The organism is Pseudarthrobacter sp. S6 (genome assembly GCF_050156575.1).
GTDB lineage: Bacteria > Actinomycetota > Actinomycetes > Actinomycetales > Micrococcaceae > Arthrobacter.
Genome location: NZ_CP189581.1, coordinates 2028857 through 2045751 on the forward strand (window position 1 = coordinate 2028857; position 16895 = coordinate 2045751).

Sequence of the window (16895 nt, forward strand, 5' to 3'; positions counted from 1 at the left end):
CATCATGCCGGTTGACTGTGATCTCAACGGATGGTGGCCGCCCGGGTGCGGTCTTGTCTCCCAAGCGAACGACGGCATCCAGGGTTCAATCACCTCGCTTTTCGCGAACATTCTCCAAAATATCGCCTCCTGGATCTGGTCCTTCATCACTGGCGCGTTCAGCTTCTCAGACGTGGATGATTCGCAGTGGACCGCCGTCGAAGGGCTCACAAGTTGGTGGGTCGTCGTCATGATGACACCCCTTGTAGTTGCCATGACCCTCCAGCTGCTGTCCGGGTTGATCAGCCAACAACCCCGCCGTCTTGTGCGGGCCCTGGTAGGCGGGGCTGCCGCTGTCCCCATGGTGGCAGGGGCGGTGTACTTGGTCCGCCAGCTCACCAAAGTCAGTGATTTGGCGTCCGCGGCGCTTCTTGGCTCTCTGGGAACAGATCCATACGTGCTGTTCATGAGGCTCTTCGGCTTCGAAAAAGCTCCGGCCGACGCCGGCAGAGACTGGAACGTCATCTCTTTGGCTCCCGGGTCCAGTGGAGGCGCGGCCGGGGCGGTTGTCGTCACCGCCATGGCAGTCATCGTTGTCTGGGTTCTGGCGTTCGTCCTGATGTGTTCGATGATCTTTCGATCCTTTGCGCTCATCGTGCTCGCCGCAGTCGCCCCGGTCGCTCTCATGCTCATGCCGTGGGAGAAGACGCAAACGTGGGCTCGGCGGTGGTGCGAGATCGTCATCGCGTTGCTTCTCGCCAAGCCGTTGGCCGCGACCGTGCTGGCCGTGGCCATCAAGCTCTTTGCCGAGTCCAAGTCATTCGCCGGACTGGCAGCCGGCGTAGTCGGCATGGCCTTGGCTTGTGGTGCTCCGCTGATGGCATTACGCCTGGTTAGTTTCGCCGGTGGTGAGCTTGCAGCAGCCGCGCAAACTGCGGGAGGCGGTCACGTACTTTCTCGAAGCTCTGGCTTTGCCGCCCGGCAGATCAGCCGACAGACCGGCGGTCGCTTTACGCTCGCGGGCCTGGCGTCGCACTCATCTGCGACCCGTCCGATCCAGTCGAGCCGGCCGCAGTTTCCCACTCGCGTGCTGCCACCCCGGGCACCACTGCCGCAGACGCAGACCGGCACGACGTCGGCCCAGACACCCGGGGGCAGTGGCACTGCATTGACGCTCGACGCCGGCGCCAAGGCTTCCGAGCGACCGTCACCCCGGGCGCATGGAGGCCGGCGTGGGCCGAATGCGAATCCTGGCGCACCGCTCGAGGGCCCGGGTACGCGCGCAATCGGCGAGCAGCCACCGCCGCCGAGACAGCCGGCTGATCAGGCGGCGTCTCGAACGGCACCGCCCCAGGCCTCCCCGCCTGCCTCCCCACAGGGGCCTCCGTTGGCAACACCGGGCCGCCCGCCCATCCGACAGCAAGCAGTCGTCCAGCACCAGAATGACGGTGATTCCCATGTCTGAAAATTCGCGAGCCCTAGAGGCCGTGAAATTCCCCCGATACGAGCGTCGCGGCATATTTATGGGCTTGAAGTGGTACCAGTTGCTGCTGCTGGCGGCCGGGGTCCTTGTAGCCAGCACGGCATCGGCACTTCGCGGACCAGTTGGACTCTTCGCATCGGGACCAATGTGGCTGTCACTCATCCTGCTCGGGTTGCTCCAGTATTCGAGGATTCCCTACCCGGTCTGGGCCGGGCATGCTGCCCTGTTCTTTTACCGGTTGGCCGCCAAACAGACCCGCTTCCTGGTCAGGCCGGAGCGCCCGGCCTTGGCGGGGCACCTGGCGCTGCCTGGCGGTCTGGGGAACCTGGAATTGCGTCGGACCTCGACCGGTGAGTCGTTCATCGTGGACGCCCGGGGCAGGGAGGCGATCGCCGTGCTGCGCTGCAGTACCCGATCATTCGCGCTCCTGGACTCTGACGACAAGGCATGGGCGGTTCAAGCCTGGTCCCGCGTGCAGGCAGGCGTGGCCCAGCGCAGCAGCGTCGCCAGAATCGCCGTCCAGGATTACACCGTCCCGTATCCCTCGTCGGCCCTGCGCGACTTCTACGAACGCACTGCCCCAGAGCGGGCGAGCACGCCTAAAGACCTCACCTGGGGTCAGCGCGCTTACGAGGACCTGATCGCTGCGGCCGGATCGGCGATGAGCCACGACCTCTTGCTCGCCCTTGTGGTGGATACCGCCAAGGCCCGACGCCGAATCAAGGAGTCCGGCGGAGGACTCGTCGGCGTCGAACAGGTCCTGCGGTTGGAAGTCGAGGCCATGACCACCGCGCTGGGCACCCACAATGTCAGGGTCGAGGAGTGGCTCCCGGAGGCGGGTCTCCTCGACGTCGTCCGTGGCGCCTTTGATCCGGCCGCCCCGGCAGCCCCGGTCCGGCAATCCGCACTCAGCACGACGGCGCCGGAGCCCCAAAACGTTACAGAATCCAAGGCGCCCTGCGTCGGTGCCGGGCCGATGGCGGTCGAGGAGCACTGGACCTATGTGCGCACTGACTCCGGTTTTCATCAAACGTTCTGGGTCGCCGAATGGCCGCGGCAGAAGGTCTTTCCGGGCTTCCTCCACCCCCTGATCTATGTCGGCGATTTCCGCCACACGGTGACCGAGGTGATCCGGGCCGTGCCAACAACAGAAGCGCTGCGGGACATTCGCTCCGCCCAGGAAGCCCACGAAACGCGTCGGCGGATCAACACGCGCTTCGACAGGCCACTCACCAGGGAGCAACGGGCAGAGGAAGAAGAAGTGACCCAGCGGGAGGAAGAAATCGTCGCCGGTCACGGGGACGTGCGGCCGGCCGCATACGTGACCATCACGGCGGGCACCCTCCAAGACTTGGCTCGACACAGGCAGGAGCTCGAGTCGGCGGCGGCGGGAGCCTTCGTCGAATTGCGGTTGCTGGCCGGGCAGCAGTGGGCGGCCTTCGTCGCCGGTGCGCTCCCGTTTGGGCGGGGACTGCGGTGAGGGGGGCAAACCAATCGGTTCACTACGTACCGGCAGGGGGGAATCGCCAGGAGCGGAAGGAACGACGTCGGCAGGACGCCGACACTCACAGCCAACCGTGGGAGTCCGCGCTCCGCAGCTTGGGAGACACGGTCGGCGCCCGGCTTGACAGAAACGAGCAAGGCGGCGACTGGGGGAGCCGTGACGTGAATTCTCTGCGCGGCCCGCACCGCCTGCGCCCGGCCCCGCACCGGGCGTCCACCATGACCTTCGCCGCTGCATACCCGTTTATCACCGAATCGGGCCTGGGCCACGAGGGGACGTACATCGGCACGGACGTGTTCGGCTCCGGTGCCTTCTCCTACGATCCATGGATTCTCTACGACAAAGGCGTCATCAGCGGTCCGTCGATCGTCGTTATTGGCACCGTCGGGACAGGGAAATCCATGTGCGGGAAATCCCTGGTGACCAGGTCGATCACGCTGGGTCGGAAGGCCGCCGTCGCCTCTGACCCTAAGGGCGAGTGGGTCGCCGTGGCGAACGCCGTCGGCGGGAAGGTTATTTCTGTGGGCCCTGGCCGGGCTGCCCGGGTCAATCCGCTCGACGCCGGTCCGCGGTCCAGCGCCCTGAGCGAGGCGCAGTGGCAGGCCGTGGTCCGTCAACGACGCCGCTACCTACTGGTAGCGCTGGTGTCCCTTATGCGGCAGGGGATGCCGCTGCATCCGGTCGAGCACACAGCCCTGGACATGGCGCTCATGGAAACCGTGGCCCAGAACTCGAATCCCACGCTGCCGATGGTCCTGGACCACCTGCTGAACCCGTCAAGGGAAACCATCGGGCTGGTCGGCAAGGACGGAGGACAGGCCGTCAGCCACTCCCTGCGGCGTACCGTATCCGGCGACCTGGAAGGCATGTTTGATGCACCCTCCACCGTCTCCTTCGACGCTGATGCGCCCATGATGGTGATGGACACGTCCGCGCTGATCGGCGCCTCGGAGCAGGCACTGTCCCTCGCCGCGGCGTGCGGCGCCACCTGGCTGGAAGCGGCCGTGACAAACCCCGACGGGGGCAAACGGCTGGTGGTCTACGACGAAGGCTGGCGCATGTTGGCGGACCCCTACATGCTCGCCAAAATGAGCGAACAATGGCGGCTGGCCCGTACCTACGGCATCGCGAATCTGCTCATCATGCACAAGGTCGCCGATCTCAACGAAATCGGCGACAGCACCAGCGGCCACCGCCAGAAGGCACTGGGCCTGCTCACCGAGGCCGACACCCGGATCATCTACCGGCAGAAGCACGATGCCATGCGCCTGACCAAGGAAGCGCTGGGGCTGTCAGAGGCCGAATGCGAGCACGTGGAGAACCTCCCCAAGGGCGTCGGGCTCTGGAAAGTCGGGAACCGTTCCTTCATCGTCGCCAACCGGGTCACCACCGATGAACTGGCAGTCTTCGGCACCGACGACCGGATGGTCTGAAGCCACCATGAACGGGCGGGCGGGAGATAGCGCTCCACTCGTGACGGCCGGGCTTATCGCAACGGCCGGCTACCTTTGCCTGTGCGTCCTCATCCAGAGCGCAGCACATCTCTTGATGCTCTGGCGCTGCGGTGGCAGTCCACCACCGCAATTCAACCCGGCCGCCGCCGTCGGGCTCCTAATAGGCCGGATTGATTGGATCGTCCGTCATCAACCACAAGGATGCGACGTCGGCACCGGCGCAGTGTGGTGGGTGGTCGACCCGGTGCTATTCCTGGTGGCCGCGCTCGCCGTTGGGACCGTCCTGGCATGGCGGAGGTGGAAGCAATCAGGTGCGTGGCTGCGCCAGGACATCCTGAACCGTGAGGGTATCGCCCGGCGCTCCGAAATCCTCCACGACTTCGGAGCCAGAGCCGTCCGAAGGCGAGGGAAGTTCACACGGCCGGGCTTGGCCAAACCCCGGATCGAGGACGTGGCCTGGACGCTGGGCCGTTCCCGCGGCGTCACGATCCACGTCTCCACCGAGGAATCCATGGTCATCCAAGGCGCGCCGCGCTCGGGTAAAGGCCTCTACGTTGTCATTAACGCGATCCTCGACGCGCCGGGTGCCGTAGTCACCACGTCCACCCGCGCCGACAACCTGGTGGTGACCATGAAGGCACGCGCCACGGGGAGCAGACCGGTAACAGTGTTCGATCCGCAGGGCATGTCCGGGCTACCTTCAACGCTTCGCTGGTCTCCCGTCCGCGGCTGCGAGGACCCGGACATCGCCACCCGCCGCGCACTCGTCATCACCGCCGACACCGAAATGAAAGGCGAAAACGCGGCCTGGCAAAAGCGCTCGCTGATCATCCTGCAATGCCTCCTGCACGCTGCGGCATTGTCCGGGGAAGGCGTCCGCGCGTTTCGCCGCTGGTCCTCCAGCCCTGTCCTGGCGCGTGAGGCGTTGGAGGTACTCAGCCAGCCCGATGCGGCGCTGGGATGGCAGGCCGATCTCATGGGCATCCTTGAGGATGACCCCAGGAATACGTCCAACTCCTGGATCGGTGTCTCGGCGGCGGTTGCGCCGCTGTCATCGCCGAAAGTACTGGCCGCCTTGGATCCCTTGGACGAATCCGAGGAATTTGATCCCAAACAATTTATCCGCGACTGCGGCACCCTGTATCTGATCGGGACCCGCGCCGGAGCCGCCGCCGCTGGTCCGTACCTTTCGGCCCTGATCGACGACATCGACAATGCCGCCCGCGAGATGGCCTTCATCGCCCCTGGAGGGAGGTTGGATCCGCCCCTTTCCCTGATCCTGGACGAGATTGCGAACCTGGCGCCGTGGCCAGGCTTGCCCATCGCCCTCTCGGACGGCGGCGGCATCGGCATTTCCACTCTTGTGGTCCTGCAGTCCCTGTCCCAGGCGCGGACGGGGTGGTCGATCGATGAAGCCGCAACCATTTGGGACTCTGCCATCATCAAAGTGATCTTCGGCGGCGGCTCTGACGAGCGTGACCTCCGTTCGCTCGCCGGGCTGCTGGGGGAGAGGAGTCTGATCCTGAACACCCGTTCCTGGTCTGCGCAGGGCCGCCAGGACGGCGAGCAGATCAGGGAGAGCCCAGTCTTGGCCTTGCATGAGATCCGGCGCCTGCCCACCGGCACAGCCCTCATGCTCGGGCGGCGAACCCGCCCCATCCTTTTGGACCTGCGCGAATGGCACAAGCGCAAGGACGCGGCCGAACTGGGCCGGTCGAAGCTGGAGCTGGAACAAACCCTGGCAGACGGGCACCGCCTGCGGCAGCAAACAACCGTGGAGGTGAACGATGGCGAGCCAGGATGACACCGAACGCTTTGAGATCCCCTCATCAGGAGGAGAGGACGACGACCTGACGGCAGAGCTTTTCCGATCCGCATTCCGGCCGCCCGGGAGGGTGACCGGAGTGACGTACCGTTGGCGGGAACTGACGTCTGCACAGGCCCGGACCGCGTGGAGCGACTTGGCGGTGTGGGTCAGATGGCTTGTCGTCACGTATCAGTTGACGACGTCGGTGGTTCCGGATTGCTGGTGGCGCCACACCGAGATCGTTGCCGAGCTATACGCGCTGCTCCGGGCGGAACTGGCCTCCTACGCCAGCGACGACCCCGGTTTCGGACCGCTCGCCTTCCACGAGCGGCTGCCACACGCCGTCGAGCGACTGCGGACCCATACCCGGACGGCCGGCTGTGTGGGCCTTCAGACGCACAAGGAGCCCACGTTGAGAATCCTTCGGCTGGACGCAGCGGACTTCGTTGAGTGGCAGGCGGCTTCCCACCAGGCCAGTGACCCATTCTGAAGTCATGCTGTTCGCGTCTCTCACGACATGAATGGGTATCCGCAGGGTGCTCCCGGCGGGAACCCGAGAAGCATGGAGGGCGGCTGTCGTGGCCCCTGAAGCTGAATACACTTCCATCGATGTGGCGGCAGATGCCGCGTTCAGCGCAAGCGACCGCGGCAATGCGCGCATGACACCAGAAGAACGCATCGCTGCCTTAACGGATGGTCTCCACCAGAGCCTGGAACTGGCCGTTGAATCTCCGTCGCACTGGCAGGTGCTGCTGGACGCTTCGGCAACATTGTGGCGATACTCGGGCGGCAACGTTGCCCTGCTCATGATGCAGATGGCCCAACGCGGCACCGAAGAACCCACCCTGGTGGCCGGCTACAAGGAATGGGCCCGCCACGGCCGCACCGTGTCGCGGGGCGAGCATGCACTCTGGGTGATCGCGCCCCGTACAGCCCGGGTTCAGCAGGTGACACTTCCTGACGGTACCCGGCAGCGCATCCCCGTGGGCGAGAAGTTGCCGCACGGCGGCGTCGACGATGGAAAGAAAACCGTCATCACAGGTTGGCGCGGGCAGGCAGTCTTTGACGTTTCACAGACGCACGGGACACCGCTATTGGTGCCCCGTGGGGGTGCCGGCGAGGTTGCGGATGCAGGTGAGCTGTGGCAATCCCTTGCGGCCGTCGCCGGCAGACTCGGGTTCGACGTCGATGTGACGGACGCCCAGTACGGGCTGACAAGCGGCTTTACGGACTTCGCCGGCCACCGGGTCCAGGTTGGTGCCTGGCTGAGCCCGGAAGAGCGCACCGCGGTTCTTGCCCACGAGCTGGGGCATGTGCTGCTCCATGGTCCGGACGACGAGATCGGCCGGCTCTACGGCAGCAGCGCGGACCACCGGGGGCTGGCTGAAGTCGAAGCTGAATCCGTCGCTTATACCGTGCTCAGGGCCCACGGGATCGACCGCGGCCCGCAATCCGCCACCTATCTGGCCGAGTGGGCTGACGCCGTCATTGAGGTAGAGAACGATGCGATGGCCCACGACGCCGGCGGCAACCCACCGGGGTCCCGTGCGGGCATAGCCAAGTCAGTGCTGGGCCGCGTCACTGCTGCCAGCAAGGGAATTCTCGAAATCACACATCCGCCGGGATTCGGCGGCAAGATCTCCGCAGTTGACGCGGACCCTCGCGTGAACCCAGCAGCGTCCTACATGGGCGTGGAACGGCCCGTGCGGTCTGTGGACGGGCCCGTAATGGCCGGGCCGTAACAGCCGGTCATACCAAATCTTGCCGGCGGGAGAGTCCCGCCGGCAACTGAAAGGACAACAGCAATGAGCACCAAGATCCCGGTCAGCATCGCAGGCAATCTCGTCGCCGATCCCGAACTGAGCATCGGCGAAAGCGGCGTGGCCCACGCCAAGCTGCGCGTCGCCGTCAACCAGCGAAGCCAGGGGGCAGACGGCACCTGGCACGATGGAGAACCCGTCTTCCACAATGTCTCCGCCTTCCGCGCATTGGCAGAAAACGCGGCGACGTCGCTGAAGAAGGGCGACCCGGTCACTGTCGCGGGAGAGCTGGAATTCCGCTCGTACGAGAAGGACGGCGAACGCCGCGAAGCCCGGCGTATCGTCGCCGATACCATCGGGCCCGACCTGCGCTTCGGGACCTCTATCTACCAGCGCACGTCGCATGCGCCCGTTGCAGCGCCGGAACCTGCAGTGCGAGTAAGCCTTGAGGCGTCCGTCGCGGCGGACGCGGCCACGCCGTCATACACCGTCAGTTCGAAGAGTCCGGTGGTGGTGCACCCTTTCGGGGGCGTGGCGGGGAATGAGATGAGCTACTGAAGATCTGAAGCGTCCGTCCGGGTCGCGGGAGTGAATGCTGCCTAATCGGGTTGGTGAGCACTCCAACCCGCTTTCCCATGCGGCATTCGACGGAGTGCCATGGCCACATCGTTTGAGAAAGTTCACTCTAGCAGCGCGATCGTTGTCGTCGCCGGGGGCACGTGCACGCCAACTCCACCGACGATGGGACACGTTGCAAAATGCGTGTACTTTCTCGACGACCGAGGCGTCGAACCCATCGTGGCAGCGGCCGGCCAGCACCGCCTCGCCGGCGGATCCCTCTGGTTGGACATGTGGCACTACGAGCAGCGCGTCACCGTCCTCGAACTCAGCCGTGTCGACCAGCCTGATCTGCCGGCGTTCGAGGATGCTCTCATCCAGGCACAGGCCGCCGCGAAGAACACCTTCAACGACAACCACTGGGACCGCCTCGCCGGCGGATCCCTCTGGTTGGACATGTGGCACTACGAGCAGCGCGTCACCGGCCGTGTCGACCAGCCTGATCTGCCGGCGTTCGAGGATGCTCTCATCCAGGCACAGGCCGCCGCGAAGAACACCTTCAACGACAACCACTGGGAGGCCGGGAAGTTCGGCAAGTTGCCGTTCGAGGAACGCGAGAAGCCGGAGAACGAACCGCCGCAGATGCCGTGGATGGCGATCGACCCTCTCAAAACTGCGCCGTGATCAGAAATCCAGCTGCGGCCCGGGGGGTATAAATTCCACGCCGTAGGCCCGCAAAGTCACTGGGGCGCGGCGAAGTCCCCTGGGTTGGATATTCTGGGACCTACGTCTTAGCTTAGGGAAGCTGGGGAAGATGGAAAAGGCCACGAAGCTCACCACGGTGCGGTTTGTTCGCGACGAGCTGCAAAAATTGGAATGGGAAGATCAGTCCCTGCATCTGGAGACCTTCGGTTTTCCGTCGCCGGATCGTGAAATGAGTATCCAGGACTGTTTACTTGCGGGTGATGAGTCGGGGCTTCAGGAGCTGGCCTCTTACTTAAGAGGTGAGCTGAGTTTTTCAGATGCGTCGACGTCAAGTGGTGGACAGGCACCGGGGAGGCTCAGGGTTTTCGCGTCGCACCTCACTAAGAGCAAGATCTTTGTAGCCGATTTCGGTAAGCAGCTCAAGGCACTTGGGATCGACCTCTTCGTCGCGCACGAGTCGATCGTCGCGACAAAACAGTGGGCTGACGAAATCGAAGCCAACCTACGCACGTGCCACGCTGGGATTGTCTTCATAGAAGTCGACTCGATCCAGAGCCAATGGTGCGACCAGGAGGTCGGCTGGCTGCTGGGTCGCGGTGTTCCGGTACCAACGCTCAAGCTCGACGGGACCGACCCCTACAGTCCTCTGGGTCAGCGTCAGGCGATACAGGGCGTGGGCAAGTACCCGTCGGTCCTCGTTGACCAGGTTGGATGTTTTTTGCGCCGAAGCTTCTCTTTCGTCATACATGACCGAGTCCCTGACCCAGGCTTTGCTGAACTCTTTTTCCTGGGACAACACACGACGCGTTTGGAGGTTCCTGCAGCACTATCGCGAGCTTACGTCGGAGCAGATTCAGCGCATCGATAAGGCGATTCCTGAAAACGGCCAGTTACAAGCGGCCGCGATCCGCGACGAGACAGGGGCGTGGACCCCGTTCCCGGAGGTTTTCGCCGAGTTCAAGAAGCAGCAGGCCTCCTATGTCGAGTTGTTGGATGCACCTTTCTAGCCGTCGTGCCGAACAGGCGCTACGCGTCGTGCTGTTCAACGTGGGCTAGAGGTCGCCCCTGAACACGGGTTCGAACACGCTTGGTTGGAGCTTCAAATATTGGCATATGGGCCGGTATCCCCTCCACGCACTATGCGGATTTTTACAGTTGTGGGGCGTATGCAGCGCTCGGCTCGTGGCTAGAAGTTGGGACTGATGGGCTCCGCCGCTCACGGCGACAGCCCCGATGCTTGGTCGAGGCCGTGTCTGAGTCTCCAATAAGATGGGCCGGTGATAACGGGCGAAATCAAATCTCAGATAGACAAGGTCTGGAACGCGTTCTGGACAGGCGGCATCTCGAACCCACTGGAAGTGATCGAGCAGATCACGTATCTGCTCTTCCTCAAGCGGCTCGACGAGAATCAGACACGGGCCGAGAAGAAGGCCAACCGCATTGGCAAGCCTGTCGAAAATCTGGTCTTCCCGTCCGGGCTGGACGGGAAAGGCCGCTCGTACCAGGACTTCCGCTGGAGTAAGTTCAAGAACTTCTCCCGCGACGAGATGTACACCGTGTTCGCCGATCACATTTTCCCGTTCCTGCGCACCGAGCTGGTCCAACTGGCAAACGGTGAGGAATCCTCCTACGCACAACACATGAGAGACGCCCGCTTCACCATCCCCAACGCTGGGTTGCTTGAAAAAGTCGTCGATATCATCGATGAAATCCCAATGGATGAGCGCGACACCAAGGGCGACCTCTACGAATACATGCTCGGCAAGATCGCCTCTGCCGGCACCAACGGCCAGTTCCGCACACCCCGCCACATCATCGACCTCATGGTAAACATGACGGCGCCGCAGCCGATGGAAGCGATCTGCGACCCGGCCGCGGGCACCGCAGGGTTCCTGGTCCAATCCGGCGAATACCTCCGACAGCGCAATCCCAACCTGCTCACGAACACAGAGCAGAGCAAGTTTTTCCACCACAGCCAGTTCCACGGCTACGACTTCGACAGCACCATGCTGCGCATCGGGTCCATGAACATGCTCCTGCACGGAGTCGAAAGCCCGGACATCACGTACCGGGATTCCTTGGCCGACCTGCACAGCTCCGAGGAAGAAAAATACGATGTCATCCTCGCCAACCCGCCGTTTGCGGGGAGCCTCGACTACGAGAACGTCGCCAAGGACCTACTCTCACTGGTGAAGACAAGAAAGACCGAGTTACTCTTCCTGGCACTCTTCCTCCGCCTGCTCAAACCCGGCGGCCGTGCTGCAGTGATCGTTCCGGACGGCGTGTTGTTTGGCTCGTCTACAGCCCATCGGGCGCTACGCAAGATTATCGTCGAGGACCATAGGCTTGATGGTGTGGTCAAGCTACCGTCTGGGGTCTTCAAGCCTTATACAGGGGTTTCGACCGCTATCCTGTTCTTCACTAAGACCAATTCGGGCGGCACTGACGACGTGTGGTTTTACGATGTGAAGTCGGACGGCTTCAGCCTGGATGACAAGCGGGCACCGCTGGGGTCCTCGGACCTCGACGACCTCCTCCAGCGCTGGCAGCGGCGGACTGAAGAACGGGAAGACAGGCCTCGGACCGAGCAGTCGTTTCTAGTTTCCAGGGCGGAAATCGCCGAAAATGACTACGACCTGTCACTCAACCGGTACAAAATGATTGCGCACAAAGACATCGCTCACGCCGAACCTGCGGACATCATTGCAGAGCTCCAAATTCTCGAAATCGAAATGGCAAATGGTCTGGCAAAGCTGAAAGAATTAATGAAGTGAAAGCCACGATTCCCGTAGGACAGATGCTATATGAGTTCAAGGAGAAGCTGGGCGATAATACGGAGCCTGAGGTACTGACCCTCACGGAACGCAACGGTTTCGTCGCACAATCAACCAAGTTCAAGAAGCGGTTGGCGGTCACTGATACGAAGTCATACAAGGTCATTCGTCGGGGTGACATAGCGTTCAATCCGTATCTATTGTGGGCCGGCGCTGTCGCGCATAACACAGATTGGGAGACGGGACTAATATCCCCCCTCTATCCAACCTTTCGAGTTCGGGAAGGCTACGACTCTACGTTTGTCAGCCGGCTCTTGCTGACAGGGAACATGATCGAGCGCTACGACACGATTGCATTCGGTTCGATTCCACGAAAAAGGCGCTCCTCGGTGCAAGACTTTCTTGCACTCGAGATCCCCGAGCCGCCGTCCCTGCGCCAGCAGCGACGAATTGCTGCCATCCTGGACAGCGTTGACGAGCTCCGCGCTCAACGCCGCCAATTCATCGCCCATTTGGATGCTTTGACCCAGTCAATCTTTCGCTCCATGTTTGGGGATCCAGCCACCAACTCCGCACACCTGCCGCTCGTCTCTCTGGGGTCGATTGGCCGGTGGCAGAGCGGGGGTACACCCCTGCGGAGCGTAGATTCGTTCTTTGAAGGAGACATTCCCTGGTACACGTCCGGCGAGTTGGATCGCAAATACCTCGCACAAACCAAGGAGATGATCACGGAAGACGCCGTCAGTCAATCCTCCGCTAAGTTCTTCCCTGCTGGCGCGCTTCTCTTGGGTATGTACGACACGGCCGCACTCAAGTCGGGTATTTCAACGACTCGCGGCACATGCAATCAGGCAATCGCGTTCGGGCTACTCGATCCGAATCTGGCCCAGAACGACTACGTCTATGAGTGCATCCAGATTGCGAAAGACCATTATCGGCGACTGCGGCGGGGTGTCCGTCAAAAGAATCTGAACCTCTCAATGATTCGCGATATTGAGATTCCGTTGCCACCTCTGGAACGACAGCAGGGCTTTTCCACGCGGATGGCAGCAGTGGAGCAAATGAGGGAAGTTGGTCTTGCCCAGCTTGCCAAGCTCGATTCACTATTTGCTTCCCTCCAATCCGCAGCATTCACTGGGACGCTTAGCCAGCGAGACGACGACTACTCCTAAAGCGGACTCCGACGTGCCGATTTGGCACCTCGTTGTGGCTCAGGAGTTCAGGTGAGGCATTGTCGAGCTCGACGAGGACTTCTTGGAGTGGCCTCGGCCGTGGAACGGATTTTCGCATCGTCGGACGTTTTGGGTTGAATCCGGTGTTGCCGGGCCATATGCCGAGCAGCAACGTCTAGGCTCCAGAGAGAAGATCAACAGAGGAGTGGCATTGGGGGATGTGAACAGCAATTTCGCTGTAATGCAGGCGGAGTGGCCGCGGATCGCAAAAGAAGCGCGGCTGGCCGAGTTGTATGCCCGGCGCGACCCGCGATCCTCCCTGCTGTACGCGCGGCGTGCAATTGAAGCGGTTGTGGGATGGCTCTACGAGTTCGACGGTTCTCTCAGCCAGCCTTACAGCACTGACCTCCACGCCTTGATGACGGCGCCTTCATTCAAGCAGCTCGCCGACGTCTCACTCGTGGACAAACTTCACATCATCCGTAAATTAGCCAACAGTGCCATTCATGGCAACCTAGCCATTAGCATCCAGCACTCCGAACAAGCGCTCCGGGAATTGTTCCACGTCTGCATCTGGCTAGCCGTGCGTTACACCCGCGATCCAGCCAACCGCCCGCCATCAACCGCGGCGTTCAAGGGCGAATTTCTTAGCCCTCAGGCCAAGATGAGTGTTTCTGCTCCGTCCGAAAAGCCCCTCACCGCTGACCAGACGGCCAGACTCGCCGAAGAACTGGCCGCCAAAGATTCAGCCTTGGCCGCCCAGACGCAGGACAACGCGCAACTCCAAGCCCAGCTTGAGGCCCTGCGTGCGGAGATTGCCCGGGCGAAGGAGGAAAACAAGAAGCTCCCGGACGGCCACGATTACACCGAGGCCGAAACCCGGGTCTACATTGACCTGTACTTGAGCGAAGCAGGATGGGCCCTGGACAAGGTCGAGGACCGCGAGTTCGAAGTCCACCACATGCCCACGCACGCCGGCCCCGCGATCGGAACCGGGTTTGTGGATTATGTGCTGTGGGGGGCCGACGGCAAGCCTCTCGCCGTTGTCGAAGCCAAACGGTCAGCCAAGTCACCCTACGAAGGCCAGCAGCAGGCCAAGCTGTACGCGGACGCGCTGGAGACGGAGAAGGGCCAGCGCCCGGTCATTTACTACAGCAACGGCTACGAGCACTGGATCTGGGACGACGCCTCCGGCTATCCTCCCCGGCCGGTCCAGGGCTTTCACACCCGGGACCAGCTCCAGCTCACGGTGGACCGCCGCACCACCCGGAAGCCCCTGGCTACGGCGGCCATCAATACCGAGATCGCCGGCCGCAGCTACCAGCAGGCCGCCATCCGGGCCGTCATCGACGCCCTGGAAACCGACAAGGAACGCAAGGCGCTGCTGGTGATGGCGACCGGCTCCGGCAAGACGCGCACCGTCGTCGCGCTTTCCAGCCTGCTGATGGAGGCGAACTGGGCCAAACGCGTACTGTTCCTGGCCGACCGCGTCGCACTGGTGGACCAGGCCGCCCGCGCCTTCAAGACCAATCTCCCCGGGTCGTCCCCGGTGGTGCTGGGCCGTGAGGTGGACGCGGACAGCCGCATTCACATCGCCACCTATCCGACGATGATGAACCTGATCAACGAACGGACGGACGACGGCACGGTCCTGACGCAACGGTTCGGGACCGGCCATTACGACCTGATCATCATCGATGAGGCCCACCGCTCCGTTTACCAGAAGTACCGGGCCATCTTCGACTACTTTGACGCGTATCTAGTGGGCCTGACCGCCACCCCGCAGTCCGAGGTGGACCGCAACACCTACTCCCTGTTCGACATCGAGGACCACGTCCCCACGTTCGCTTACGAACTGACGCAGGCCATCTCCGACGGCTACCTCGTACCGCCCCGGACCGTGTCCATCCCGCTGAAGTTCCCGATAGAAGGAATCCGCTACGAGGAACTCTCCGAGGAGGAAAAGGAGGATTGGGACTCCGCTGAATGGGATGAGGACGGGGAGGTCCCGGACGCCGTGGATCCGGCCATCCTGAACACCTGGCTCTTCAACGCCAACACCGTGGACAAGGCACTCGAGGTGCTGATGACCCGCGGCCACAAGGTCGCCGGGGGAGACCGGCTCGGGAAGACGATCATCTTCGCCAAGAACCAGAAGCACGCCGAATTCATCGCCGAACGGTTCAACATCAACTACCCCCAGTACGGGGGCACCTTCGCCAAGATCATCACACACAGCGTCAAATACGTCTCCACCCTGATCGACGCCTTCGCCCGCACCGAGGACAGCCCGCACATCGCCGTGTCCGTGGACATGCTGGACACCGGAATCGACGTGCCCGAAGTGGTCAACCTGCTCTTCTTCAAAGTGGTGCGCTCCAAGACAAAATTCTGGCAGATGGTGGGCCGCGGCACCCGACTCAGGCCGGAGCTGTACGGACCGGGTGAGGACAAGCAGGACTTCTTCATCTTCGACGTCTGCCAGAATATTGAGTACTTCAACGCCGAGCTGCCCGGTACCGAAGGGTCTCTGGGACAGTCCCTGGCGCAGCGCAGCTTCGCCGTCCGGGCACAGCTGCTGGCCGAAGCCCGCACGGCCGGGCTCGACGGTGACTTCGTGCCGGCGCTCCAGTCCGGCCTTGTGGGCCAGGTAGCGGGGTTGCCCCGAGAGAATTTCCTTGTGCGCCCGCAGTTGGAGTGGGTGGAGAAGTTCTCGAAGCCCGCTTCGTGGGGCACCCTTGGCACGCAGGATCTGACTGACCTGCAGGCAAAGCTGGCCCCCTTGGCGACTCTGGCATCCGCCGCCGATACAGAGGAAGCCAAACGCTTCGACCTGCTGATGTATCAGGCGCAGTTGGCTTCGCTGACCTCTGCGGCCGCCGTCGAGCCGTACCGCAAGAAAATCGTCGAGATTGCGTCCGCCCTGCAGGACCAGCCGACCATCCCCGCCATCGCGGCGCAGATGGTCCTGATCCAGTCGATCCTGGAGGGCGAAGAGTGGGGCCAGGTCTCGCCGCAGTGGCTCGAGCTGATCCGGGTGAGGCTCCGGGGGCTGGTGCACCTTATCGAGAAGAAGCGCCGCAAGGTGGTCTACACGAACTTCGAAGATACCCTCGGCGATATTGTGGAAGGTGAGCTGAAGGGGACCGCGACCGGATCGGTAGATCTGGCCCGGTACCGGGAGAAGGCCCGGATGTACCTGCAGGGGTTCCTGGACCACATGGCAATCCATCGCCTCCGCCGCGGGCTACCCCTGACCGAGACCGACCTTGCTGAACTTGAGCGCATGCTGATTGAGAGCGGCGCGGGTTCGCCCGCGGAACTGGAAGCGGCCACCACGCAAGCTGAGGGTCTTGGGCTGTTTGTCCGGTCTCTGGTGGGGATGGATCGACAGGCGGCATTGGATTCCTTGTCCGCGTTCGTGGGGGACAAGACCCTCAACCCCAACCAGCTGCATTTCGTTGACATGATCGTCCAGCAACTCACCGAGAACGGCGTCGTGGACGTCGGCGCGCTGTACGAATCTCCCTACAGCGACGCCGCCCCTGCGGGGCCGGAAAGTTTGTTCCCGGAAGCAGATGTGGACCTTCTGGCCGAGGCGCTGAACCGTGTGCGTGTTTCGGCGATGGCGGGATAACTGACGCCGTCGCAGGTCTAATGCACCTGAACACGGGCCACACCAGTTACAGTCAGGGCGAC

12 protein-coding genes are annotated in these 16895 nt (G+C 62.7%); all 12 read left to right on the forward strand.

Going from position 1 to position 16895, the window contains the following annotated elements; all coding sequences use genetic code 11:
* The first annotated feature begins 4 nt into the window (after positions 1–4).
* A complete protein-coding gene (locus ACQCS0_RS09770; RefSeq protein WP_426940202.1) occupies positions 5–1444 on the forward strand; it encodes a type IV secretion system protein in 1440 nt (479 codons plus the stop codon).
* A complete protein-coding gene (locus ACQCS0_RS09775; protein WP_426940203.1) occupies positions 1437–2942 on the forward strand; it encodes an SCO6880 family protein in 1506 nt (501 codons plus the stop codon). Before ACQCS0_RS09770 ends, ACQCS0_RS09775 begins: the two co-directional genes overlap by 8 nt.
* Positions 2943–3127: 185 nt before the next feature.
* Positions 3128–4399 (forward strand): ATP-binding protein, encoded by a 1272-nt coding sequence (locus ACQCS0_RS09780; protein WP_426940204.1) that lies wholly within the window; start codon positions 3128–3130, stop codon positions 4397–4399.
* Positions 4400–4439: 40 nt separating this feature from the next.
* Positions 4440–6224 (forward strand): type IV secretory system conjugative DNA transfer family protein, encoded by a 1785-nt coding sequence (locus ACQCS0_RS09785; protein ID WP_426940205.1) that lies wholly within the window; start codon positions 4440–4442, stop codon positions 6222–6224.
* Positions 6208–6717: a hypothetical protein gene (locus ACQCS0_RS09790; protein ID WP_426940206.1), complete on the forward strand. Its 510-nt coding sequence runs from the start codon at positions 6208–6210 to the stop codon at positions 6715–6717. The genes ACQCS0_RS09785 and ACQCS0_RS09790 overlap by 17 nt, the downstream gene beginning before the upstream one ends.
* 88 nt (positions 6718–6805) lie before the next feature.
* Positions 6806–7969, forward strand: coding sequence for an ArdC-like ssDNA-binding domain-containing protein (locus tag ACQCS0_RS09795; protein ID WP_426940207.1), 1164 nt, complete (start codon positions 6806–6808; stop codon positions 7967–7969).
* Between the two features lie 63 nt (positions 7970–8032).
* Positions 8033–8545, forward strand: a complete 513-nt coding sequence (locus ACQCS0_RS09800) for a single-stranded DNA-binding protein (RefSeq protein WP_426940208.1) — start codon at positions 8033–8035, stop codon at positions 8543–8545.
* A 204-nt stretch (positions 8546–8749) separates the two neighbouring features.
* Complete coding sequence (locus tag ACQCS0_RS09805) at positions 8750–9229, forward strand: hypothetical protein (RefSeq protein ID WP_426939739.1); 480 nt, start codon at positions 8750–8752, stop codon at positions 9227–9229.
* A 130-nt stretch (positions 9230–9359) separates the two neighbouring features.
* Positions 9360–10118 (forward strand): toll/interleukin-1 receptor domain-containing protein, encoded by a 759-nt coding sequence (locus ACQCS0_RS09810; RefSeq protein ID WP_426939740.1) that lies wholly within the window; start codon positions 9360–9362, stop codon positions 10116–10118.
* A 409-nt stretch (positions 10119–10527) separates the two neighbouring features.
* Entirely contained in the window at positions 10528–12024 is a 1497-nt protein-coding gene (locus ACQCS0_RS09815) for a type I restriction-modification system subunit M (protein WP_426939741.1), read from the forward strand.
* Complete coding sequence (locus tag ACQCS0_RS09820) at positions 12021–13196, forward strand: restriction endonuclease subunit S (protein ID WP_426939742.1); 1176 nt, start codon at positions 12021–12023, stop codon at positions 13194–13196. The genes ACQCS0_RS09815 and ACQCS0_RS09820 overlap by 4 nt, the downstream gene beginning before the upstream one ends.
* Before the next feature lie 220 nt (positions 13197–13416).
* Entirely contained in the window at positions 13417–16833 is a 3417-nt protein-coding gene (locus ACQCS0_RS09825) for a DEAD/DEAH box helicase family protein (RefSeq protein ID WP_426940220.1), read from the forward strand.
* The last annotated feature ends 62 nt before the right edge of the window (positions 16834–16895 follow it).